The organism is Kitasatospora sp. NPDC003701, from assembly GCF_053587085.1.
The window spans coordinates 1-21,818 of record NZ_JBSFNM010000033.1 but is presented as its reverse complement, the minus strand read 5'-3'; the positions used below and the strand labels follow the sequence as shown (position 1 = coordinate 21,818).

The window sequence follows — 21,818 nt, the reverse complement described above, 5'->3', positions numbered from 1 at the left end:
GCGGCGGGTACGGATCGGCGGGGTGCGGATCGGCGGGGTGCCCGACGGCCGGCTCCCCGCCGGGCTGCGGGCCTGCTGCTGTGGCGGGTGCGGCGGCCGCGCGAGTACGGTTCACCACGTGTCCAGTTCTCCCCCAGGACGGCACCCGAACCGCCGGACGGCCGCGGCCGGGCCCAGGTGACCGGGGTGCTGCTGGCCGTCGACCCGACGAGCGGGGACTCCTTGCTCGCCGCCTTCGGCGCGCTGGCCGTGCTGGTGGTGGTCTTCGCCGAGTCGGGGCTGCTGGTGGTGGGATTCTTCCTCCCCGGCGACACCCTGCTGCTGCCCGCCGGGGTGCTCTGCGCCGCCGGCAGCCGCACCGGGCCCCACCTGTCGCTCTGGCAGGTGATGGTCTGCGCCGCGGTCGGGGCGGTGGCCGGGGCCCAGGTGGGCTTCCTGCTCGGCCGGCACGGCGGCCGGCCGGTGCTGGCCCGTACCCGCAGCGGGCGCCTGAGATCGGCGGCGGCCCGGGGCGAGGCGCTGCTGCGCCGCTACGGCTACCGGAAGGCGATCGTCCTGGGCCGCTTCGTACCACTGGTCCGGACGGTGCTCAGCCCGCTGGCGGGCATGCTGGACGTGCCCACCCGCACCTTCACCGTCTGGCAGATCGTCGGTGGTGTGCTCTGGTCGCAGAGCCTGGTGCTGATGGGGTACTGGCTGGGCGCCGCCGTCCCGGGGATCGAGCACTACCTGTGGCTGCTGGTGGGCGGCGTCGTGGTGCTGTCGCTCCTGCCGCTGCTGCTGCGCCGCCGCAAGGGGCCGGACGCCGGCTGAGCACCCGCGCCGCCGGGCCCGGTGTGGCACGATCCCGGCATGCCGCTGATCACCGACCCGGACCGGGACGAGCCGGAGCACGGGCTGAGCGCGTGGCCGGTCGAACGCCTTCAGGAGTTCGTCCCGGCCGCTCACGACAGCCGCCGGCTGGAAGCGGCGCGTGTCGTCGCGCAGCAGCACGCCTACGACTCCGGCCTGCCGCCGGAGGTCCGACGGCGGTGGGCCGGGCTGTCGCTGCTGGCGAACCGGCGGATGCGCGGTGACCACCCGGACGACTCGACGCGCGGGGCCACCCAGGACTTCATGCTCCGCACCTGGGTCGTCCACCACCTCGGACCCGACCACCGGGACCCTCGCTGGACTCCCGAGACGCTGGCGGCCGACACCCTCGCCACGCTGACGCTCTCGCCCTCGGACGCCGGCGCGCTCGCCGACAACTGGCGCGGGCTCCCCGCCGCGCAGATCCGCGAGCTGCGGCGGCACCGGAGCCGGACGGCCCATCTGGACGATCTCGTCGGCCATCTGCGGCCCGGCCCGCTGCGGGATCGGCTGCTCCGCTGGTGCGAGACCCGCCGGCTGCTGCCCTGACCGCAGCGGGCCGCACCGGCGGGGCGGGGTGATCCCTGCCGGATTCCCCCGGATTCCACCGGATTCCCGTGGCATCGCGGGAACGAGGCCGGCCCCACCGCTGCTGCGGTGGGGCCTTCGCCGCTCAGGCCGCCTGGGCGCAGTCGGGGTGTCCCCAGCCGTCCGGGTTCTTGGCGATCGGGTCGCCGACGGCGTAGGAGCGGCCGCAGCGGCACGAGCCGGGGAACTTGGCCTTGGTGCGGCCGCCGGCGGCCTTGGCCCCCGGCCGGGCGGCGGTCTTCCCGGCGGCCGGGGAGCCGGCCCGGCGCACGCGGGTCGCCGGCGCCGCGTCGGCGCGCAGCGCGGGCAGGTCCGCGTCGAAGGAGGTGCCGCTCGCGGGCTGCTGGGCCACCGCCGCGTCGCTCGCGGCCCGGTCGGCGACGGCGTTCAGCGGGTCGCCGTCGACCTGGTGGGCGGGGACGTAGACGAACTCGACGTCGCGCCCGGCCAGCAGCGCGTCGATCGCCACGATCAGGTCCTTGTTGGCGACCGGCGTGCCGGCGGCGGTCTTCCAGCCCTTCCTGCGCCAGCCGGGCAACCACTGGGTGACCGCCTTCATCGCGTACTGGGAGTCCATCCGGACCTCCAGCGGCGCGTCGGGCCCGACCGCGCCCAGCAGCTCCTTCAGCGCGGTCAGTTCGGCGACGTTGTTGGTCGCGCGGCCGAGCGGCCCGGCCTCCCAGCGGCCCGGCCGGCCGTCGGCGTCGGCGATGACCCAGGCCCAGGCGGCCGGGCCGGGGTTGCCCTTGGAGGCGCCGTCACAGGCGCCGATGATGCGTTCTGCCATGCGGCGATCATGCCAGTGCCCCGCGTGTCCGCGCACATACCGGGCAGGACGGCCCCGCCCGTCAGCCGACCGGGATGCCCGGGTTGACCAGGCCCCGGCCGCCGGTGACCGTGTTGTCGGCGGTGACGGTGACCGGGCAGGAGCCCGGGGCGTAGACGGTGACGTCGATCGCGTACCGGGTCGGGCCGGTGGCGCCGGTCAGGTCGGAGCGGTTGTTGCGGAAGACCGTGCCGCAGCCCCAGCCGGCCGCCTGGGAGTGGGTCTGGAAGCCGTCGTTGCTGGTCCGCACGCCCGAGTTGTTCTCCACGACGTAGTCGTTGCCCTTGACGTCGACCCAGGAGTCGTCGTAGTTGACGCCGGTCAGCCCGTTGCCGTCGAAGGTGTTGCCGGAGACCAGGCCCCCGGTGGTGCCCTCCTTGAGATCGATGTTCTCCCCGCCGATGTCGGGGCCGATCACGTTGTTCAGGATCCGGACGTGGTCGCTGTGGTCGGTGAGCGTGTTGGCCGTCCCCACGTACACCCCCTCGCCCTTGCCGTCGTGGGCGGTGCCGGTGTGGTGGATGCTGGAGTCGCGCAGCACGCCGTAGCTGCTGGAGCTGCGGAAGTGCACGCCCTCCATGGTGACGTGATGGACCGTCACCGCCTCGATCTCGACGTGGTCGGCGGCGTCCACCATGATGCCCTTCTGCGCGCCGGTCACGGTGAGGCCGTGCACCGTCCAGTACGCCGCGCCGTTCAGGTACAGCCCGTTGCCGCCGCCGGTGGGCGTGGTCAGCACCGCCTTGGACGAGCCGGTCAGGGTGATCCGGGCGGCGGCGGTGCCGGGCGTGGCGGCCTTGAAGTTGCCCTTGTAGGTGCCGTCGGCGAGCCGGATCGTCTGCCCGGGAGCGGCGGCGGTCAGGGCGGCCTGGAGCTCCTTGGCGGTGGCGACGTCGACCACGCGGCCGGCGGCACCGCCGCTCGCGGTCGCCGGGGAGCCGGCACCGGCCGTGGGGGCGGCGCCGGCCGTGGCCGGTGCCAGGGTGAGCGCCGCGGCGCCGAGTGCGGCGGCGAGCAGCAGGGCGCGGGAGGGCAGGCGGGAGGAAGGGTGCGTCATAACGGGTCGCTCCGTGGGGGTGAGAGCGGGCCAGGGACGTGTACGCGTTCAATGTGGACTGGACCACTGCGGATCGTCAATGGAACCGCGCCCGTCGACCGGACCGGACGAACGCGGCCCGGCCGACGATTGACGGACGGTCACGTGGGGTAGTGGCCCCGCCACCACCCGCATTCGACCCAAGGGGCAGCAGCATGGCCGACCAGGCCGACCTCATCTTCCACGGCGGCGACATCGTGACCGTCGCCGACGGGCCGGCGCCGGAGGCCGTCGCGGTCAAGGACGGGCTCATCGTCTTCGTCGGCGGTCTCGACGAAGCGGTCGACGGCTGGCAGGGGCCGCGGACGCGGGTGCGCGACCTGGCGGGGCGGGCGCTGCTGCCCGGGTTCGTCGACGCGCACGGGCATCTCGGCGGGATCGGGCTGCAGGCGACCATCGCGAACCTGCTGGCCGCACCCGACGGCCATGTCACCGACATCCCCTCGCTCCAGGACACGTTGCGGGCCTGGGCCGAGACCCCGGTCGGCCGGGACTCCGACTGGATCATCGGGTTCGGCTACGACGACGCCATGCTCGCCGAGGGCGTGCACCCCACCCGTGACGAGCTGGACGAGGTCTCCACCACCCGGCCGGTGCTGGCGATCCACCAGTCCTTCCACCTGGGCGCGGTGAACAGCCTGGGGCTGAAGCGGCTCAGGTACGACGCCACCACCCCGGACCCGGAGGGCGGGGTCATCCGCCGCCGGGAGCTGGCGGTGCCGCCCTCGTACGGCGAACCCGACGGGGTGCTGGAGGAGAAGGCGTTCAACCCGGCCTCGGACCTGGCGATGGCGGGCCTGCCCGAAGCCGCCCTGCTGACGCTGTTCATCAAGGGCGCGGAGTCGGCGGCGCGGTTCGGCTTCACGACGGTGCAGGAGGGCGGCACCAGCCTCGTCAACCTCCAGGCCCTGCGGGACACCGCCGCCGCCGTGCCTTTCAAGATCGACGTGGTCGCCTACGTCAAGGCCGAGCAGCTCGCGCAGGCCCCGGAGGAGGACCCGATCGGGGCGAGCCCGGACTACGTCGACGGGGTGCGCGCGGCCGGGGTGAAGCTGGTCCTGGACGGCTCGCCGCAGGGCCGCACGGCCTGGCTCGGCGCCCCGTACCTGACCCCGCCGCCCGGCCAGCCCGAGGGGTACTGCGGCTACCCCGCCATCGAGGACGACACCACCGTCCTGAAGCAGGTCGAGGCCGCGTACGCGAAGGGCTGGCAGGTCCTGGCGCACGTCAACGGGGACGCCGCGATCGACCAGTTCCTCACGGCCGTCGAGGGCGCCGCCGAGCTGGCCGGCCCCGCCGACCGGCGGACGGTGGCGATCCACGCGCAGACCGCCCGGCTGGACCAGGTCGAGGACTTCGCCCGGCTGGGCGTCATCCCGTCCTTCTTCTCGATGCACACCTACTACTGGGGCGACTGGTACCGCCGGACGGTCCTCGGCGAGGAGCGGGCCGCGACCATCTCGCCGGCCCGCTGGGCGCTGGACCAGGGGCTCGCCTACACCTCCCACCACGACGCCCCGGTGGCGCTGCCCAACTCGATCGCCATCCTCTCCAGCCAGGTCACCCGCCGCACCCGCACCGAGGGCGTGGTCGTGGGCCCCGAGCAGTGCGTGGACGCCCTGGACGCCGTCCGCTCGATCACCGTCAACGCCGCCCGCCAGTACTTCGAGGAGGACCGCAAGGGCACCATCGAGGTCGGCAAGCTCGCCGACCTGGTGATCCTCAGCGCCAGCCCGCTGGCCGTCGAGCCCGAGGAGATCAAGGACATCACCGTCGTCGAGACCATCAAGGCCGGGCAGACCGTCCACCCGGCGCCCGCCTGGAAGGCCGGCGCCACGGCACTTCCCGGCACCCCCGTCGAACCCCGGTGGGGGTGCAGCTGCTGACGGGCCGACCGGCCGGGGCGGACCGGGGCGCCGGTGCCGTCAGCGGCCCCGCCTCCGGTTCTGCCGGGCGCCGGCCGGCTCGGCGCCGGCGTCGGCCTGCCCCAGGTGCCCGTTCAGGCGGTTCAGCATGTCGAACAGCCGCAGCCGCTCCTCGCCGGACAGCGGGGCGAGCACCTCGTCGTCGGCGGCGGCCAGGTCCGAGTTGATCCCGGCCGCCGCCTCCCGCCCCCGGGCGGTGAGGTCGACGTGCACCCGCCGGCGGTCCGCCGACGAGCGGGTGCACGTGACGTACCCGGCGACGAGCAGGTCGTCGACCACCTTGATCACGTCACTGGGGCCGATGTCCAGGCGGGCGGCCAGCTCGCCCTTGGAGTGGCTGCCCTCCTCCTCCAGCGCGCAGAGCACCATCACGTGCCAGAGCCGGAGCCCCCGGCGCTCCGCCTGGTTCGAGAGCCGCCGCCGGGCGGCCTGGCCGGTGCGGGACATGAGGAAGCTGCTGAGCGTCAACAGCCCCGGTGCGGTGGGGTTCATCGGGTCAGCCAATCGTCACCGGGACACGGGCCCGGGCGGGAACCTTCACGCATGGCGGGGCCGCCCTCCGCCGGCCCGGAGGTCGGCGACGGCGTAGGGGCGGTGCCCGCGCAGCACGATCCGCAGCAGGGCGGCGGAGATCCGCTGCGCGGTGCCGATCCGCTCCATGACGGGGTGCTCGGCCGTCGCGGTCCAGCCGGGGGCCGCCCCGGCCAGGCCGCGGGCGCCCCGGGCGCCGGAGCGGAACCGGGCCCCGGTCGCCCGGACGATCGGGTGGAGCCCGCTGCGGGCGACCCACGGGTGGAAGAAGTCGGCGCGGTCGAAGACGATCGCCCGGTGGATCGCGCCGACGGCGTTGGACCGGTCGGTCAGCACCTCGTCCGGCCGGAAGCCGGTCCCGGCGAGGACGGCGGCGGCCAGCGGGTCGTGGAACCCGCCGTCCGGGAGCAGCCGGTCCGCGTGCGCGCGGCCGTAGAGCGGTGTGAGGAGGGTCTTGGCGACCCCGGTCAGCCCGTGACGCGAAGGATCATTCGACATAAGGTTAGCCTCACCTAATCTGCGAACCACCGTCAAGAACCCGTGCGGACAGGCTGATGCGAATGTCGTCGCACCCGAACCGCCGGACGCGGCGCCGGAAGGTCCCGGCGGTGAAGCCCCACCGGTCAACCGGGCCGGCGGCCCACGCCCCCGCGTTGACCTCGTACCGAAGCTCCCGTCAGGGGCGCTTCCCCGGGCCCGCTCCGGGGGTGCGGCCCGGACCTCACCACGGACCCGCCGCCGGCCGTACTCCGAGCCACCCCCACCCTGGCCGCCCCCGGGAAACATGGTTAGGCTAACCTTACCGAACTGTTGTGCTCGGCCCACTCGCCCCACCTGCCCGCCCCCGGAGATCTCTCATGCCGACTTCCCCCGCGGACGTCCCCGCTCCGCCCGCCACCGACGAGGGAGACCGGTCCGCCACCGCCCCCGACCGCCCCGCGGCCCTCGCCGGCGCGGAGTTCGAAGGCCGCGTCGCACTCGTCACCGGCGCGGCCCAGGGCATCGGCGCCGCGGTCGCCCGCCTCCTGACCGAGCGCGGGGCCCGTGTCGTGGCCACCGACCGGCGGGCCGACCACCCCGGCCTCGGCCTCCTGGACGTCACCGACGCCGCCGCCGTCGAAGCCGAGGTCGAGCGCGTGGAGCACACCCTCGGCCCGATCGACATCCTGGTCAACGTCGCCGGCATCCTGCGCCCGGCCCTCGCCGTCGAGACCACCGACGAGGACTGGTCGGCCACCTTCGCCGTCAACACCAACGGGGTGTTCCACACCTGTCGGGCCGTCGGGCGCCGGATGGCCGAGCGCGGCCGCGGCAGCATCGTCACGGTCGGCTCCAACGCCGCCGGGGTGCCGCGCACCACGATGGCCGCCTACGCGGCCTCCAAGGCCGCCACCGCGATGTTCGTCCGCTGCCTCGGCCTGGAACTGGCCCGCTCGGGCGTCCGCTGCAACCTGGTCTCCCCCGGCTCCACCGACACCGAGATGCAGCGCTCCCTCTGGCGCGACCCCTCCGCCGAACAGCGCGTCATCGACGGCGACCCGGCCAGCTACCGGGTGGGGATCCCCCTCGGGCGGATCGCCGACCCCGAGGACATCGCCGAGGCCGTGGTGTTCCTGGCCGGCGACCGGGCCCGGCACATCACCATGCAGGACCTCTACGTCGACGGCGGCGCCACCCTCCGCGCCTGATCCACCGGTCGGACGATCCACCGGGCACACCGACCCCGCCCCTCAGAACGGAGCAGCATGACCACAGTGAACGAGACCGGCGGCACGACCGCGGCCCACCGCGTCGGCGGTGCGCTGCTGGCCGCCTACCGCCCCGGGCCCGACCGGGCCTTCATCGCCGGCCCGAGACGCACGCTGCTCGCCACCGGCAGCCGAACGGCCGTCACCGACCCCGCCGAGGCCACCCGGCTGCTCCGCGAGGCCCGCACCGGGGAACACCCCGACCCGCTCGTGGTCGGCGCCGTGCCCTTCGCCCCCGGCCGCCCCGCCGCGCTCTTCATACCCGCGCAGGCCCGGTGGGCCCAGCCGGTCCACGACGATCCGCTGCTCCGGCTCGCCCCCGAACCGCAGACCGGACCGGCCTGGACCAGCCGCCCCGTCCCCGCCCCCGAGGGCTACCGCGACGCCGTCGCCGACGCCGTCCGGATCCTCGGCGAGGACCCGGAGCTCAGCAAGGTCGTCCTGGCCCGGACCCTGGAGCTGTCCGCCCCCGGCGGCGCCGATCTCCCCGCCATGCTCCGCCGGCTGATCCACCGTGACCCGCACGGCTACACCTTCGCCGTCCCCGGCGAGGGCAGCGCCACCCTGGTCGGGGCCAGCCCCGAACTGCTGGTCTCCCGGCACGGCAGGGCCGTCACCTCCAACCCGCTGGCCGGCTCGGCCGCGCGCAGCGACGACCCGGTCGAGGACCGGCGCCGCGCCGCCGCCCTGCTGGAGTCGCCGAAGGACCTCGCCGAGCACGCCTTCGTGGTGGACGCCGTCCGGCGCGCGCTCGAACCCCACTGCCATGACCTGGTGGTGCCCGAGAGGCCGTCGGTGATCCGCACCGCCGCGATGTGGCACCTGTCCACGGTCGTCACCGGCACCCTGCGCGACCCCGACACCAGCGCCCTCGACCTCGCCCTCGCCCTGCACCCCACGCCGGCGGTCTGCGGGACGCCGACCGACCGGGCCCGCGCGCTGATCGGTACGCTGGAACCCTTCGACCGCGGGTTCTACACCGGCGTGGTCGGCTGGGGGGACGCCGACGGCGACGGCGAATGGGTCATCACCCTGCGCTGTGCGGAGGCCGACGGGGACCGCCTGCGGCTGTTCGCCGGCGCCGGCGTGGTCGCGGCCTCCGTGCCGGAGCACGAACTCGCCGAGACCACCGCGAAGTTCCGCACCTTTCTCCACGCTGTTGGACTGGGAGACGACAAGTGACCGACTGGCCCGAGGAGTTCGCCCGACGCTATCGGGCGGCCGGCTACTGGACCGACGAGCGGCTCGACGCGATGATCCGCCGGCACGCCGCCGAGCGGCCCGAGCGGATCGCGGTGGTCGACGGCGCCCGGCGCTGGAGCTACGCCGAACTCGACCGGCGCGCCGACCGGATGGCCACCGGGCTGCTCGCCCGGGGCATCCGCCGGGGCGAGCGGATCGTCCTCCAGCTCCCCAACGTGGCCGAGTTCTACGAGGTGTTCATCGGCGCGCTGCGGGCCGGGGTGGTCCCGGTGATGGCCCTGCCCGCGCACCGGCACGCCGAGATCACCTACTTCTGCGAGTTCGCCGGGGCCCGGGCGCTGATCGTCGCCGACCGGCACGCCGGCTTCGACTACCGGGAGATGGCCGCCCGGGTCACCGCGGCGGTCCCCGACCTCGCCGAGGTCTTCGTGGCGGGCGACCCGGGGCCCTTCACCTCGCTCGACGAGCTGCGCGCCGACGAGCCCGCCCCCGTCCCGGACCCGCCGGCCGCCACCGACCCGGCCTTCCTCCAGCTCTCCGGCGGAAGCACCGGCCTGCCCAAGCTGATCCCCCGCTACCACTTCGACTACCTGTACAGCGTCCGCGAGTCCGCCGCGATCTGCGAGCTGACCCCGGAGACGGTGTACCTCTGCGCGCTGCCCGCCGCGCACAACTTCCCGCTCAGCTCCCCCGGCAGCCTCGGCGTCTTCCACGCCGGCGGCCGGGTGGTCCTCGCCCCCGACCCCAGCCCGGGCACCGCGCTGGCGCTGATCGAGAGCGAGCGGGTCACCCTGACCGGTGTCGTCCCGCCGGTCGCCCTCGCCTGGGCCAACGCGGCGCCCGGCGCCGGCCGGGACCTCGCCAGCCTGCGCCTGCTCCAGGTGGGCGGCGCCAAGCTCAGCGAGGAGGCCGCCCGGCGGCTCGGTCCCGCGCTCGGCTGCGACCTCCAGCAGGTCTTCGGCATGGCCGAGGGACTGGTCAACTACACGCGCCCGGAGGACTCCGAGGAGACCGTGCTGACGACCCAGGGCCGCCCGATCTCCCCGGACGACGAGGTGCGGGTCGTCGACGACGAGGACCGCGACCTGCCCGACGGCACCACCGGCCACCTGCTCACCCGCGGCCCGTACACCATCCGCGGCTACTGGAACGCGCCCGAGCACAACGCCACCGCCTTCACCGCGGACGGCTTCTACCGCACCGGGGACCTCGTCCGCCGGACCGCCACCGGCCACCTGGTGGTCGAGGGCCGGGCCAAGGACCAGATCAACCGGGGCGGCGAGAAGGTCGCCGCCGAGGAGGTCGAGAACGTCCTGCTCGCCCACCCGGCCGTCCACGACGTGTCCGTGGTCGCCGTGCCCGACGAGCACCTCGGCGAACGCAGCCGGGCCTACGTCATCCTGCGCCCCGACGCACCCCGCCCGCGCGCCGTCGAGCTGAAGGCCTTCGTGCGCTCCCGCGGCCTGGCCGACTACAAGGTGCCCGACCTGGTCGAGTTCGTCACCGAGTTCCCGCAGACCGGAATCGGCAAGGTCAGCAAGAAGGACCTCCGCACCACCGCCCGCTAGCGCGCCGCCCCACAGAGAGCACGTCCAGACACCATGGCACTGCCCACCATCGCCCCCTACGATCCCCCGCGGGTCGACCAGCTCCCCGCGCCCAAGGTCCCGTGGCGGGTCGACCCCGCCCGGGCCGTCCTGCTCGTCCACGACCTGCAGAACTACTTCCTCTCCGCGTTCCCCGCCGAGGGGCCGCCGCTGGCCCCGGCCCTCGCCCGGACCGCCCAGGTCCTGGCGTACGCCCGAGGACACGGCATGCCCGTCGTCTACTCCCACCAGCGCGGTGGCCAGACCCCCGAGGAGCGCGGCCTCCAACTGGACTTCTGGGGCCCGGGGCTGCCCGCCGACGCGTGGGCGCAGGCCGTCCCGGACGTCGTCGCCCCGGCCGAGGGCGACACCCTGCTGCTCAAGTGGAAGTACAGCGCCTTCGCCCGGACCGAACTGGCCGACATCCTGGCCCGGTCCGGCCGCGACCAGCTGGTGCTGGTCGGCGTCTACGCCCACATCGGCGTGCTGATGACGGCCGCCGACGCGTGGAGCCGCGACGTCCAGGCGTTCGTGGTGGCCGACGCCACCGCCGACTTCTCCGCCGAGAAGCACCTGGAGGGCCTGCGCTGGGCCGCCGAGAAGTGCGCCGTCGTCCTGACCACCGACCAGCTGCTGGAGACCTCGTGACCGCGCCCGAGGAGCCCGGGCGGCTCCACGCCGACCACGTCACCCTCCGCTACGGCGACCGCGCCATCGCGACCGACCTGTCGATCGGCGTCCCGGACGGCTCCTTCACCGTCATCGTCGGCCCCAACGCCTGCGGCAAGTCGACCCTGCTGCGGGCCTTCGCCCGGCTGCTCAAGCCGGCCGCCGGACGGGTCCTGCTGGACGGCGAGCAGATCAGCGCCCTGCCCGCGAAGGTACTCGCCCGCCGGCTGGGCCTGCTCCCGCAGAGCTCCACCGCGCCCGACGGCATCACCGTGGCCGACCTGGTCGCCCGCGGCCGGTACCCGCACCAGGGACTGTTCCGCCAGTGGTCCGGGGAGGACGACCGGATCGTCGCGGAGTCGATGGCGGCCACCAACGTCGACACTCTCGCCGCCCGCTTCGTCGACGAGCTCTCCGGCGGCCAGCGCCAGCGGGTCTGGCTGGCGATGGCCATCGCCCAGCAGACCCCGCTGCTGCTGCTCGACGAGCCGACCACCTTCCTCGACATCGCCCACCAGGTCGAGGTCCTCGACCTGTGCGCCCGGCTGCACGAGGAGCAGGACCGCACGCTCGTCGCCGTGCTCCACGACCTCAACCAGGCCGCCCGCTACGCCAGCCACCTGATCGCCATGCGGGACGGCGCGGTGGTGGCCCAGGGGCCGCCCGGCGAGATCGTCACCGCCGAACTGGTCGAGAAGGTCTTCGACCTGCCGTGCCAGGTGATCGAGGACCCGCAGACCGGCACCCCGCTGGTCGTCCCGATGGCACCCGGACACCGGTCGAGGGCCCGGTGACCCCCACCGGCACCGGAACCCTCCCGGTCCGGCCGGCCACGGCGGCCGACGCGGCGGCGCTCCTCGCGCTCTCCGAGCCGTCCATGGACTCGGGCGAGCTGCGCCGCCGGCGAGCCGCCGACTACCTCGCGCCGCAGGACCGGTTCCTCCTGGTCGACGGGCCGTCCGGCCCGGACGGCTGCGTGGCGCTGCGCCTGCTCGCCCCCGAGCCGCCGGCCCACCCCGCCCCCGGGCTGCTGCACAACTTCTGTGTCCGCAAGGGCCTGCGGGGCGCGGGCCTCGGCTCGCAGCTCCTGGACGCCCTGCTGGACGAGGCCGGCCACCGCGGGGTGCGGACCCTCTTCACCGCCAGCACCGGCAGCGGGGCGCTCTTCCGCCGCTACGGCTTCGAGGAGATCCCGCCCGGGCTCGCGCCGCAGGCCTGGGCCCGCGAGCTGGACCCGGCCCGGGGCTCCCGGGTCTACCGCCGGACGCTCGAAGGCTGACCCCGCCGCCCGCCCGCAGCGGCAGACCCCGGGTCCGTGATCGGACCCGGGGTCTGCCGCTGCGCCGACGATTCCTCAGGAGCGCGCGGCCCGCCACTGACCGGCGATCAGCCAGACCAGGTAGCACCCGCCCACCACACCCGTGAACACACCCACCGGCAGCTGCGTGGGGGCCAGCAGGCGCTGCGCCGCCAGATCGCTGACGGCCAGCAGCACCGCGCCCAGCAGCGCGGAGCCCACCAGGTTGGGGCCGGTGGCGCGGGTCAGCCTGCGCACGGCCTGCGGGGCGATCAGGGCCACGAACGGGATCGGGCCGGCCGCGGCGGTGGCGGCCGCCGTCAGCGCGACGCCGATCAGCACCAGCCAGATCCGCACCCGCTCGGTGCGCACCCCGAGCGAGGACGCCGCGTCGTCGCCCATCTCCAGCATCCGCAGCGGGCGGCCGAGCAGCACCGCCGCCGGCAGCAGCACGGCCAGCGCGAGCGCCATCGGCCCGCAGTGCTCCCACCCGCGGGCGTTGAGGCTGCCGGTCAGCCAGACCGCCGCGCTCTGCGCGTCGCTGAACGAGGCGCGGGCGATCAGGTAGGCGTTCAGCGAGGAGAGCAGCGAGCTCACCCCGATGCCGACCAGCACCAGCCGGTAGCCCTGGGTGCCGCCGCGCCGGGCCAGCAGGTAGACCAGGGCGGCGGTGACCAGCCCGCCCACCACGGCGCCGAAGGCGACGGTGGCGGCGCTGCCGCCGATCAGCAGGATGACCGCCAGCGCGCCGGTGGCCGAGCCGACCGTGAAGCCGATGACGTCCGGGCTGCCCAGCGGGTTGCGGGCGAGCGTCTGGAAGAGCGCGCCGGCCAGGCCGAGCGCGGCGCCCACCAGCAGGGCGGTCAGCAGTCGCGGCAGCCGCACCTCCATCACGATGTAACGGTCCGCCCGGACGCCGCCGCCGGTGAGCACGTCGATCACGTCGGCAACCGGCAGCGGGTAGTCACCGGCCGTCAGCAGCCAGGCGCCGACGCCGAGCAGGGCGAGCACCAGCAGGCCGCCGACCACCGTCGCCCGCCGGTGCCAGCGCAGCGAGCGCCCACCGGGCAGGCGCAGGGCGCGCAGCGGGACGGGCGGCCGCGCAGGTGTGTCGTCCGGCACGGCCTCGACCGGGGCGACGGGCCGGGAGACCGTCAGGGGGCTGTTCATCGGGGGCCTCCGTGGATACCCCCGGCCGTGGCCGGGGGGTGGGGGCGCCCCCACTTGCGGGGGAGAAGCGGATCGCCTGCGGAGCGGGTCGGGGAGCGGCGTTTCGCCGTCAGGGCGGACCGCGGTGCGGGTGGCCGCAGGTTGTTGTCAGTGCCTGTCGGTAGGTTGGTCCTGTGCATCTCAGGTACTCGTTTCGGATCTGTCCGCCGGTGGGTCAGCGGCAGTTGCTGGCCCGTGCCGACCGCACCGGGCGCAAACCCCGTGCCGCAGGCGCGACCGGAATCCCCGTGCTTCAGCGCGGGGAGGATGTCAAAGCTGGGCGATCCTCCGGCCGCGGACGAGGGCGATGAAGAGCGGCGCGCCGATGAAGGCGGTGACCACGCCGGCCTGGAGCTCCGCCGGGTGCAGGAGCACGCGGCCGAGGATGTCCGCCCCGAGCAGCAGCACCGGGGCGAGGACCGCCGAGAGCAGCATGATCCAGCGCTGGTCCGGGCCGCAGACGTGGCGGGCGAGGTGCGGAACGGCCAGGCCGACGAAGGCGATCGGGCCGACCGCCGCGGTGGCCGCGCCGCACAGCAGGGTGACGGCGACCAGGCTGAACGCCCGGGTGCGGGCCGGGTGGGCGCCCAGCGCGTGCCCGGCGTCGTCGCCGAGGGCCAGCGCGTTCAGCGGCCGGCCGAGCAGCAGGGCGAGCACACCGCCGACCGCCAGGAACGGCAGGACCTGGCCGAGCACCGCGGAGTCGACGCCCGCGAGCGTGCCGACCTGCCAGAACCGGAACCGATTGAGGGTCAGCGGATCGAGCAGGATCAGGCCGTTGACGAAGGCGGTCAGCACGGCGGTGACGGCGGTTCCGGCCAGGGCGAGGCGCGCGGGTGTCGCCGAGGCCCGGCCGCCGCCACCGAGGATCTGCACCACCAGGGCGGCGACCGCCGCGCCGGCCAGCGCGAACCAGATGTAGGAGTGGAAGCTCCGCAGGTCGAACAGCGCCGTCCCGGCCGCGACGGCCGCGGCGGCGCCGCCGTTGACGCCCAGCAGCCCGGGGTCGGCCAGCGGGTTGCGGGTGAGCGCCTGCATCATCGCGCCGGCGACACCGAGGGCGGCGCCCACCGCGATGCCGAGCAGGGTGCGCGGGATCCGCGCGTGGTGCACCACGATCCAGTCCTCGGACTTCGGGTCGTGGGTGAACAGCACGTGCAGGACCTGGCCGGGCGGGATGTAGCGGGCGCCGATCGCGATGCCGGCGAGGGCGAGCACGGCCAGCAGCGCCAGCGAGCCGAGCAGCCAGGCCAGCCGTCGGCCGGTGCCGATCCGCCCCGGCAGGCCGGTCCCGACCCCAGCCTCGGCTCCGGCTCCGGCTCCGGCGGGAGCGGCGGCCTCGGCTCCAGCTCCGGCCTCCGCGGGATCAGCGACGCTGGACGGGGTGGCGGTCCTCATCGAGGACCTCCGTGGATACCCCCGGCCCTGGCCGGGGCAGGAAACGGACCACATGCGAGGCAGGTCGGGGGGCGGCGTCCCGCCGTCAGGGCGGACCGCCGTGCGGGTAGTCGCAGGCCGTTGTCAGTGCCTGCCCGTAGGTTGATCTCGTGCATCTCAGGTACTCCTATCGCATCTATCCGACGGCAAGTCAGCAGCAGGCGCTGGCCCGTACGTTCGGGTGCGCGCGAGTGGTGTACAACGATGCGCTTGCCCTGCGTAAGGCGGCGTGGAAGGCGGACCGGTCGAGGATCCCGACCGGGGCGCTGGCCAAGGCGGTGATCACCGACGCGAAGAAGACCGAGGCCAGGTCGTGGCTCAGGTCCGTGTCGGTCGACGCCTTGCAGTCGTCCATCCGAGACCTGGACACGGCCTACCGGAACTTCTTCGACAGCGTGTCGGGTAAGCGGTCCGGTCACCGGGTGGGCCTTCCGGTGTTCAAGTCGCGAAAGGACAACCGTCAGTCGCTGCGGTTCTCCCGCAACGGCTTCCGCCTGCGGAGCAACGGCAAACTGAACCTCGCCAGGATCGGCGATGTGCGAGTGAAGTGGTCGCGGGCGCTGCCCGCCGACCCGTCGTCGGTGACGATCGTGCTGGACCCGTCCGGACGGTACTTCGCCTCGTTCGTCGTGGACATCGAACCGCAGCACCTGGCCACCCTGGACACCGAGGTGGGGATCGACCTCGGGCTGACCACCTACGCCGTGATGTCCGATGGCACGGTGATCGACAACCCGCGTTTCCTGCGGAAGGCGGAGAAACGGTTGAGGGCGGCGCAGCGGGCGCTGTCCCGTAAGGCGAAGGGGTCGAAGAACCGGGCGAAGGCCCGGCGCAAGGTCGCCAGGGCGCACGCCAAGGTGGCCGACACCCGCATGGACTGGCTGCACAAGCAGACGACCAGGCTGATCCGCGAAAACCAAGCGATCTACCTGGAAGACCTGAACGTGCGCGGCCTGGCCCGGACCCGCCTGGCCAAGTCCGTCCACGACGCCGGATGGTCCACCTTCCGACGACTCCTCACCGAGAAGGCCGCCCGTTACGGTAGACACGTCGGCATCATCGGCCGGTACGAACCCACCAGCCAGGTGTGCTCGGCCTGCGGGGTCCCCGACGGACCCAAGCCGCTCGGCATCCGCACGTGGACGTGCGGCGCGTGCGGCACTTGCCATGACCGTGACCTCAATGCTGCTAGAAACATCCTGGCCGCCGGACGGGCGGACAGGCCAAACGCCTGCGGAGGGCCGGTAGGACCCGGCGTGGCAATCCCACGCCGGGCACGGCCCGTTGAAACAGGAACCCACCGGAACGCCAGCCGCACCGGGCGCAAGCCCCGTGCCGCGGGCGCGGCCGGAATCCCCGTGCATTAGCACGGGGAGGATGTCAAGCCTGCTCGTGCTCGCCCTCGTGGTGGTCGTGGTTGGCGACGCCGCGCTTCCAGTAGCCGTCCACGTCGACCTGGTGGCGGTCCAGGCCGCGCTCGGCCCGCAGGTGGCGGCGGATCGGCTTGAGGGCGTTGGCCTCGCCGGCGACCCAGGCGAAGCCCATGCCGCCGGGCAGCTCGGCGGCGCGGATCGCCCGCTCCAGCAGGTCGGTGCCGCCGGGCTCGGCGGCGCCCCGGTGCAGCCAGGTGAGGGTGAGGTCGGTGGCGGTCTCGAAGACCTGCTCGTGCTCGGGCCCGGGGACCTCGGCGAAGGCGATCACCTTGACGCCGGCCGGCAGCATCTCCAGCCAGCGGCCCAGGGCCGGGATCGCGGTCTCCTCGGCGGCCAGCAGGTACCAGTCGTGGACGAAGGGGATCTCCTCCGAGCCGCGCGGGCCCAGGACGCCCAGGCGCATGCCGGGCTCGGCGGCCTCGGCCCAGCCGGAGCCGATGCCGGTGCCGTGCAGCACCATGTCGATGTCGAGCTCCTGCGCGTCCCGCCGGTAGTGACGGATCGTGTAGTCGCGGGTGATCGGCTCGACCGGGGCGTCCATCCAGGTGTCGTTCTCGACGACCGGCTCGACGGGCAGGGTGGCGCCGTCCTCGGCGAAGCAGAGCTTCACGTGGTCGGTGGGGGCCTGCTCACAGAAGCCTTCGAGGTCGGGCCCGCCGAAGGTGACCCGCACCGTGCCCGGGGTGACCCGGGTGACCCGCTTGACTTCGAGCAGGCGGTATTTGAGCGGGTGGCGGACGATCCGCATGCGCGGCGGGGCGGTCTCTGTCGTCATCGGTCAGCCCAATCCGGTGGGAGGTGTGCGCAGGCCGGTACGCACCGGTACCGCCCGCCACGTCCGGGGACGGGCGAGCGGTACCGGTACCTACTTTCGATTAGGTTAGCCTAACCTGGCATCACTGGGCCAGCCGTGCGGCCTCGACGAGACCCCCACCTGCCGCTTCGTCACCCACCAGGCGCCCGCCGTCCAGCCGGACCACCCGGGGCAGCCGGGCGATGGTGGCCGGGCGGTGCGCGATCACGATCAGCGTGCAGTCGGAGCGCAGCTCGTCCAGCGCGTGCTCCAGCCGGGCCGCGGTCGCCGGGTCGATGTCGGCCGTGGCCTCGTCCAGCACCAGCACCGCCGGGTCCGCCAGCACCGCGCGGACCAGCCCGAGGATCTGCCGCTCGCCCGCCGACAGGTTGCCGCCGCGCAGGCCGACCTCGGCGTCCAGACCGCCCGGGAGCTCGGAGATCCAGGCGCCCAGGCCGAGCTGGTCGACCGTCCGCTCGATGGCCGCCCGGTCGGGGGCGCCCTGGACGAGTGCCAGGTTCTCCGCGACCGTGCCGGTGACCATCCGCACCTCCTGCGGCACCAGGACGATCCGCCGGCGCAGCTCCGCCTCGGGCACGGCCGCGAGGTCGGTGCCGGCGAAGCTCACGCTGCCGCCGTCCGGGTGGTAGAGGCCGCAGAGCAGCTTGGACAGCGTGGTCTTCCCCGAGCCGGTCTCACCGACCACGCCGGTGCGGCTGCCCGCCGGGAAGTCCAGGCTGATCCCGTGCAGGGTGCGGCCGTCCGCCCGGTAGGCGTACTCGACGTCCTCGCAGCGCAGGTCGCCGCGGGCGGGCAGGTCGCCCGCCGCGGGCTTGGCGCGCTCCACCGGGGCGGTCGCCGCCAGCAGGTCCAGCAGCCGGGCCAGGCCGGTCCTGGCGGTCTGCACCTCGCCGACCAGCTGGGAGAGGTCGGCGAAGGAGTCGAAGAGGTTGCGGCTGGCGACCACGAAGACCACCACGGCGCCGATGGTCAGGGTGTCCTCGGTGACCAGCCAGCCGCCGACCACCAGCAGCACCACCAGGGCCAGGCCCTCGATCAGGCTCACCAGGTCGATGCGGTTCTCCACCCGCAGCGCCCGGCGGGCGGCGTGCACCGCCCGGACGTTCTCGCCGTCGAAGCGGCGGGTCCAGCCCGCCATCCCGCGCGAGGTCTGCAGCGCCTCACGGGCGGTCAGCGTCTCGGAGAAGGTGGCCGCCACGGTGGCCTCCGCCTGGGCCTTGGCCCCGAAGGCGGCGCCCGCGTCGCGCTGGAACCAGCGGGTGACCAGCAGGGTCAGCGGGACGAAGACGGCCAGCTGGACGAGGAGCAGCAGCCAGGAGTACCCGGCCAGCAGCACCAGGGTGAAGACCAGGGTCGCCACCGAGGCCACCAGGTTGCGCAGGTGGAGCCGGACGAAGGCGGCCAGTGCGGCGACCTCGCCGGTGGAGCGCCGCAGCAGTTCGCCGCTGCGGTGGGTCTCCAGGAAGCGCAGCGGTGCGACGGCGAGGTTCTCCACGGCCTGCTCGCGCAGCGTCCGGACGACCTGCTCGCCGCCCTTGATCAGCAGCAGTTCGCCGACCCTGGCCAGCACCAGCTGGCCGACCGCGAGCACGGCCAGGACCAGCACGGCCAGGCCGAGGCCCCGGCGGTCGCCGTCGTCCAGCGCGTCGGCGGCGAGGCCGATCAGCGGGGCGACGGCCACCAGTGCGGCGGAGTCGGCGAGGCCGACCAGCAGGGCGACGATCAGCCGGGCGCGGTGCGGGCGCAGGTACGGGGCCGCCCGGCGCAGCACGCCCCGCTGGTCCGCCTCCTCCTGGAGCAGGGGCTGCTCAGCCATGGGTCGCCTCCGCGCTGGTTGCGGTCATGGCGCTCTCGGGCCTTTCGGTCGGGGCGGGGTCGGTGGAGTCGGACAGATCGGTGGGGTCGGCGAGGTCCCCGCCGCCCTGGCCCGGCAGCCGCACCGAGCGGTCGGCGGCGTCGAGGACGGCGGAGCGGTGCGAGGCGAAGACGACCGTGCGGCCGGCCGCCCAGGTGCGCAGCCGTTCCAGGACGAGCCGTTCCGTGGTGGTGTCCAGGGCGGAGGTGGAGTCGTCCAGCAGCAGCACCCGGGGGTCGCCGAGCAGGGCGCGGGCGATGGCGAGGCGCTGGACCTGGCCGCCGGACAGGGCGGTGCCGCCCTCGCCGAGTTCGGTCAGGTAGCCGTCGGGCATCGCGCTGAGCTGGTCGTGGATGGCGGCGACCCGGCAGGCCTCGTGCAGCGCCGCGTCGTCCAGCTCGCGGCCCAGCCGCAGGTTGTCGGCGACGGTGCCGGAGAGCAGCAGCGGGCGCTGGGAGACGTACGCGATCCGCGCGCGGACCTCGTCCAGCCGGGCCCGGCGCAGGTCGACGCCGCCGTAGGAGACGGCGCCGGAGTCCGGGTCGTCGAGGCGGACCGCCAGGCGTAGCAGGGTGCTCTTCCCGGAGCCGGTGGCGCCCTCCAGCGCCACGAACTCGCCGTCCTTGACCTCCAGGTCGACCGGGCCGAGCACGGTGCGCCCGTCGCGGACGGCGCTGACGCCGGAGAGCACCAGGGTGCCGTTGTCCGGCAGTTCGACGGCGTCCGCGGGGGCGGGGTCGGCGACGACCGGCCGGATGCAGAGCGCTTCGTCGATCCGGGCGGCGGCGACGTCGGCCTGGCCGCGCTCCAGCAGACGGTCCACCAGGACCCGGGTGGCCAGGGTGACGATCGCCATCCAGGAGGTGAAGGCGACCAGCCCACCGAGGGTGAGCCGGTCGTCGAGGACGGCCAGGCCGCCGATGCCGACGCCGGCGGCGACCGCCAGGCGCGGGACGAAGGGCGCCACGGCGGCCCAGCCGGCCTCGACCCGGGCGGCGACGACGGTGCGGTCGGTGACGTCGGCGCTGGCCGTGTGGTGGCGCTCGACCAGCGGGCGGTGGCCGCCGGTGCCGCGCAGTCCGGTGCCGACCTGGAGGAGGTCGGCGACGGCGTCGGCGCGTTCGCCGTGCGCCCGGGAGAGCTCCCCGCTGGCGGCGGCGAAGCGCTTGGGGAAGTACAGGTTGACCCAGATCAGGAACGGCAGGGTGGCCAGGGTGACCAGCAGCAGGCTGAGGTCGAGGACGGCCAGGGCGGGCAGCACGACCACGAAGGTGGTGGCGAGCACCACCCAGATCGCCAGGCCGTGCACCCATTCGCGGACCAGGTCGGTGTCGCGGGTGGCGCGCATGGCGAGGTCCCCGTGCCCGCGGGAGGCGAGCGCGGCGCGGTCCAGTCCGGAGAGGTGGCGCAGCAGGCGGCCGCGCAGGTCGGCGCCGACCTTGGCGTCGGCGTACCCGGCCCAGTACTGCCAGCCGTAGAGGCCGGCGAACTGGACGAGGGCGGCGCCGGCGGTGGCGCCGGACCAGAGCAGCAGGGCCCGGTCGTCGCCGGGCTTGAGCCCGTCGTCCAGGGCGTGCTGGACGCACCAGGGCACGGCCAGCAGGGCGATCTGGCGGATCGCCGCCGCCACCATCGCCGCGGCCACGGTGGCCCGGTGGGGCCGCAGGGAGCTCCGCAGCAGGGCGCGCGCCCGACGGCGGCGCTCCGGGGAGAGCGCCCCGGGCGCCAGGTCCTCGTCCGCGAGTTCCTCGGCCGTCAGGCCGTCCTGGGGCCCCGCGGCGGGTTCCGTCTGTCGGTTGCTCACATCGCTCACTCGATCGCTCGCCCGTCTGGTCACTGATTCGGATACGGGGCGGGGGGACGGCCCGGTCGGGCCGTCCCCCCGGTGGTGGGTCAGGTCCGGTTCGGGCCTACGCGATTCCGGCGGCGGCCGTGCGGGCGACCAGGCCGGCCGGGCGCATGTCCGTCCAGTTGGCGTCCACGTAGGCGGTGCAGGCCTCGCGGGTGTCCTCGCCGTGCACGACCGTCCAGCCGGCCGGGATCTCGGCGAAGGCGGGCCAGAGGGAGTGCTGGTTCTCCGCGTTGACGAGCACGAAGTAACGGGCGTCGTCGTCCTCGAACGGGTTGGTGGCGCTCATGTCGTCTCCTTGGGGGGGGGTAGTGGTCGGTGGACGGGTGGTCAGCCGGAACAGGCCGGCGTGCTCGCGGGCTCCTCGCCGAGCGAGGTCCGGACGAGGCGGTCGACGAGGAACTCGGCGAGCGCCGCCACGGTCGGCCGGGCCAGCAGGTCGGCCAGGCCGAACTCGCCGGAGAACTCCGCCCGGATCCGCTGGAGCAGCGACATCGCGAGCAGCGAGTGGCCACCGAGGTCGAAGAAGTTCTCGTCGATCCCGAGTGCGGGCAGGCCCAACACCTCGGTGAACGCCGTGTGCACCGCCTTCTCGCTCGGGTACCTCGGCCCGCGCAGCGGTCCCGACGTGGTGAAGTCGGTGGCGCTGGGCGCGGGGAGGGCCTTGCGGTCGAGCTTGCCGTTGACGGTCAGCGGCAGCTCCGTGAGCAGCACGAACGCCGACGGCACCATGTACTCGGGCAGCCGGGCGGCCAGCATACGCCGGACCGCGGCGACCTCGATAAGGGTACCCTCACTCGGCACCAGGTAGGCGACGAGGCGCTTGACGCCGGGGGTGTCCTCACGGACCACCACGGCGGCCTGCGCCACCGAGGCGTCGAGCGCGACGGCGTCCTCGAT

General features: G+C 74.5%; 21 protein-coding genes. 10 read left to right on the top strand and 11 right to left on the bottom strand.

The window, feature by feature from the left end; all coding sequences use genetic code 11:
• The first annotated feature begins 189 nt into the window (after window positions 1-189).
• Both ACWDRR_RS26825 and ACWDRR_RS26820 read left to right on the top strand, forming a co-directional pair.
• The gene (locus tag ACWDRR_RS26825; RefSeq protein WP_449774866.1) at window positions 190-813 is read left to right on the top strand and encodes a DedA family protein; all 624 of its coding nucleotides are present in this window, start codon (window positions 190-192) and stop codon (window positions 811-813) included.
• Between the two features lie 39 nt (window positions 814-852).
• Window positions 853-1,401, top strand: a complete 549-nt coding sequence (locus ACWDRR_RS26820) for a hypothetical protein (RefSeq protein WP_449774796.1) — start codon at window positions 853-855, stop codon at window positions 1,399-1,401.
• Between the two features lie 124 nt (window positions 1,402-1,525).
• Here the strand turns inward: ACWDRR_RS26820 and ACWDRR_RS26815 are convergent, their stop codons facing one another.
• A complete protein-coding gene (locus ACWDRR_RS26815) occupies window positions 1,526-2,227 on the bottom strand; it encodes a ribonuclease H family protein (protein ID WP_449774795.1) in 702 nt (233 codons plus the stop codon).
• 61 nt (window positions 2,228-2,288) lie between these two features.
• Window positions 2,289-3,323, bottom strand: a complete 1,035-nt coding sequence (locus ACWDRR_RS26810; RefSeq protein ID WP_449774794.1) for a right-handed parallel beta-helix repeat-containing protein — start codon at window positions 3,321-3,323, stop codon at window positions 2,289-2,291.
• Between the two features lie 194 nt (window positions 3,324-3,517).
• On the opposite strand from ACWDRR_RS26810, the gene ACWDRR_RS26805 reads away from it, so the two are divergent.
• Window positions 3,518-5,248, top strand: coding sequence for an amidohydrolase (locus ACWDRR_RS26805; protein ID WP_449774793.1), 1,731 nt, complete (start codon window positions 3,518-3,520; stop codon window positions 5,246-5,248).
• A 39-nt stretch (window positions 5,249-5,287) separates the two neighbouring features.
• On the opposite strand, the gene ACWDRR_RS26800 is transcribed toward ACWDRR_RS26805, so the two are convergent.
• Together ACWDRR_RS26800 and ACWDRR_RS26795 are read right to left on the bottom strand one after the other, a co-directional pair.
• Entirely contained in the window at window positions 5,288-5,779 is a 492-nt protein-coding gene (locus ACWDRR_RS26800) for a MarR family winged helix-turn-helix transcriptional regulator (protein ID WP_449774792.1), read from the bottom strand.
• Window positions 5,780-5,824: 45 nt separating this feature from the next.
• On the bottom strand, window positions 5,825-6,316 hold the full coding sequence (locus tag ACWDRR_RS26795) for a hypothetical protein (RefSeq protein ID WP_449774791.1): 492 nt from the start codon (window positions 6,314-6,316) through the stop codon (window positions 5,825-5,827).
• Between the two features lie 359 nt (window positions 6,317-6,675).
• On the opposite strand from ACWDRR_RS26795, the gene dhbA reads away from it, so the two are divergent.
• The 6 genes from dhbA to ACWDRR_RS26765 are packed head-to-tail and all read left to right on the top strand — an operon-like array spanning window position 6,676 to window position 12,303.
• Window positions 6,676-7,506 carry a 2,3-dihydro-2,3-dihydroxybenzoate dehydrogenase gene (dhbA, locus tag ACWDRR_RS26790; protein WP_449774790.1) on the top strand — a complete coding sequence of 277 codons (831 nt, stop codon included), beginning with the start codon at window positions 6,676-6,678 and terminating at the stop codon, window positions 7,504-7,506.
• Between the two features lie 57 nt (window positions 7,507-7,563).
• Entirely contained in the window at window positions 7,564-8,748 is a 1,185-nt protein-coding gene (locus ACWDRR_RS26785; RefSeq protein WP_449774789.1) for an isochorismate synthase, read from the top strand.
• A complete protein-coding gene (locus tag ACWDRR_RS26780) occupies window positions 8,745-10,337 on the top strand; it encodes a (2,3-dihydroxybenzoyl)adenylate synthase (RefSeq protein ID WP_449774788.1) in 1,593 nt (530 codons plus the stop codon). The genes ACWDRR_RS26785 and ACWDRR_RS26780 overlap by 4 nt, the downstream gene beginning before the upstream one ends.
• Before the next feature lie 33 nt (window positions 10,338-10,370).
• Window positions 10,371-11,003 carry an isochorismatase family protein gene (locus ACWDRR_RS26775; protein ID WP_449774787.1) on the top strand — a complete coding sequence of 211 codons (633 nt, stop codon included), beginning with the start codon at window positions 10,371-10,373 and terminating at the stop codon, window positions 11,001-11,003.
• Window positions 11,000-11,818 (top strand): ABC transporter ATP-binding protein, encoded by an 819-nt coding sequence (locus tag ACWDRR_RS26770; RefSeq protein WP_449774786.1) that lies wholly within the window; start codon window positions 11,000-11,002, stop codon window positions 11,816-11,818. The genes ACWDRR_RS26775 and ACWDRR_RS26770 overlap by 4 nt, the downstream gene beginning before the upstream one ends.
• Window positions 11,815-12,303, top strand: coding sequence for a GNAT family N-acetyltransferase (locus ACWDRR_RS26765; RefSeq protein WP_449774785.1), 489 nt, complete (start codon window positions 11,815-11,817; stop codon window positions 12,301-12,303). Before ACWDRR_RS26770 ends, ACWDRR_RS26765 begins: the two co-directional genes overlap by 4 nt.
• A gap of 75 nt (window positions 12,304-12,378) precedes the next feature.
• Here the strand turns inward: ACWDRR_RS26765 and ACWDRR_RS26760 are convergent, their stop codons facing one another.
• Window positions 12,379-13,491 carry a FecCD family ABC transporter permease gene (locus tag ACWDRR_RS26760; RefSeq protein WP_449774784.1) on the bottom strand — a complete coding sequence of 371 codons (1,113 nt, stop codon included), beginning with the start codon at window positions 13,489-13,491 and terminating at the stop codon, window positions 12,379-12,381.
• Window positions 13,492-13,800: 309 nt separating this feature from the next.
• Window positions 13,801-14,928 carry a FecCD family ABC transporter permease gene (locus tag ACWDRR_RS26755; protein WP_449774783.1) on the bottom strand — a complete coding sequence of 376 codons (1,128 nt, stop codon included), beginning with the start codon at window positions 14,926-14,928 and terminating at the stop codon, window positions 13,801-13,803.
• A gap of 149 nt (window positions 14,929-15,077) precedes the next feature.
• Here ACWDRR_RS26755 and ACWDRR_RS26750 point away from each other — a divergent pair, with 149 nt between their 5' ends.
• Window positions 15,078-16,334 carry an RNA-guided endonuclease InsQ/TnpB family protein gene (locus tag ACWDRR_RS26750; protein WP_449774782.1) on the top strand — a complete coding sequence of 419 codons (1,257 nt, stop codon included), beginning with the start codon at window positions 15,078-15,080 and terminating at the stop codon, window positions 16,332-16,334.
• 13 nt (window positions 16,335-16,347) lie between these two features.
• Here the strand turns inward: ACWDRR_RS26750 and ACWDRR_RS26745 are convergent, their stop codons facing one another.
• From ACWDRR_RS26745 to ACWDRR_RS26725, 5 genes are all read right to left on the bottom strand, one after another.
• Complete coding sequence (locus tag ACWDRR_RS26745) at window positions 16,348-17,175, bottom strand: siderophore-interacting protein (RefSeq protein WP_449774781.1); 828 nt, start codon at window positions 17,173-17,175, stop codon at window positions 16,348-16,350.
• Between the two features lie 121 nt (window positions 17,176-17,296).
• Window positions 17,297-19,030 (bottom strand): ABC transporter ATP-binding protein, encoded by a 1,734-nt coding sequence (locus ACWDRR_RS26740; protein WP_449774780.1) that lies wholly within the window; start codon window positions 19,028-19,030, stop codon window positions 17,297-17,299.
• Entirely contained in the window at window positions 19,023-20,873 is a 1,851-nt protein-coding gene (locus ACWDRR_RS26735) for an ABC transporter ATP-binding protein (RefSeq protein WP_449774779.1), read from the bottom strand. Before ACWDRR_RS26735 ends, ACWDRR_RS26740 begins: the two co-directional genes overlap by 8 nt.
• Window positions 20,874-20,979: 106 nt before the next feature.
• Window positions 20,980-21,207: an MbtH family protein gene (locus ACWDRR_RS26730; RefSeq protein ID WP_449774778.1), complete on the bottom strand. Its 228-nt coding sequence runs from the start codon at window positions 21,205-21,207 to the stop codon at window positions 20,980-20,982.
• 41 nt (window positions 21,208-21,248) lie between these two features.
• Window positions 21,249-21,818 (bottom strand): phosphopantetheine-binding protein (locus tag ACWDRR_RS26725; protein WP_449774777.1); only part of this gene is annotated, 570 nt, incomplete at its 5' end.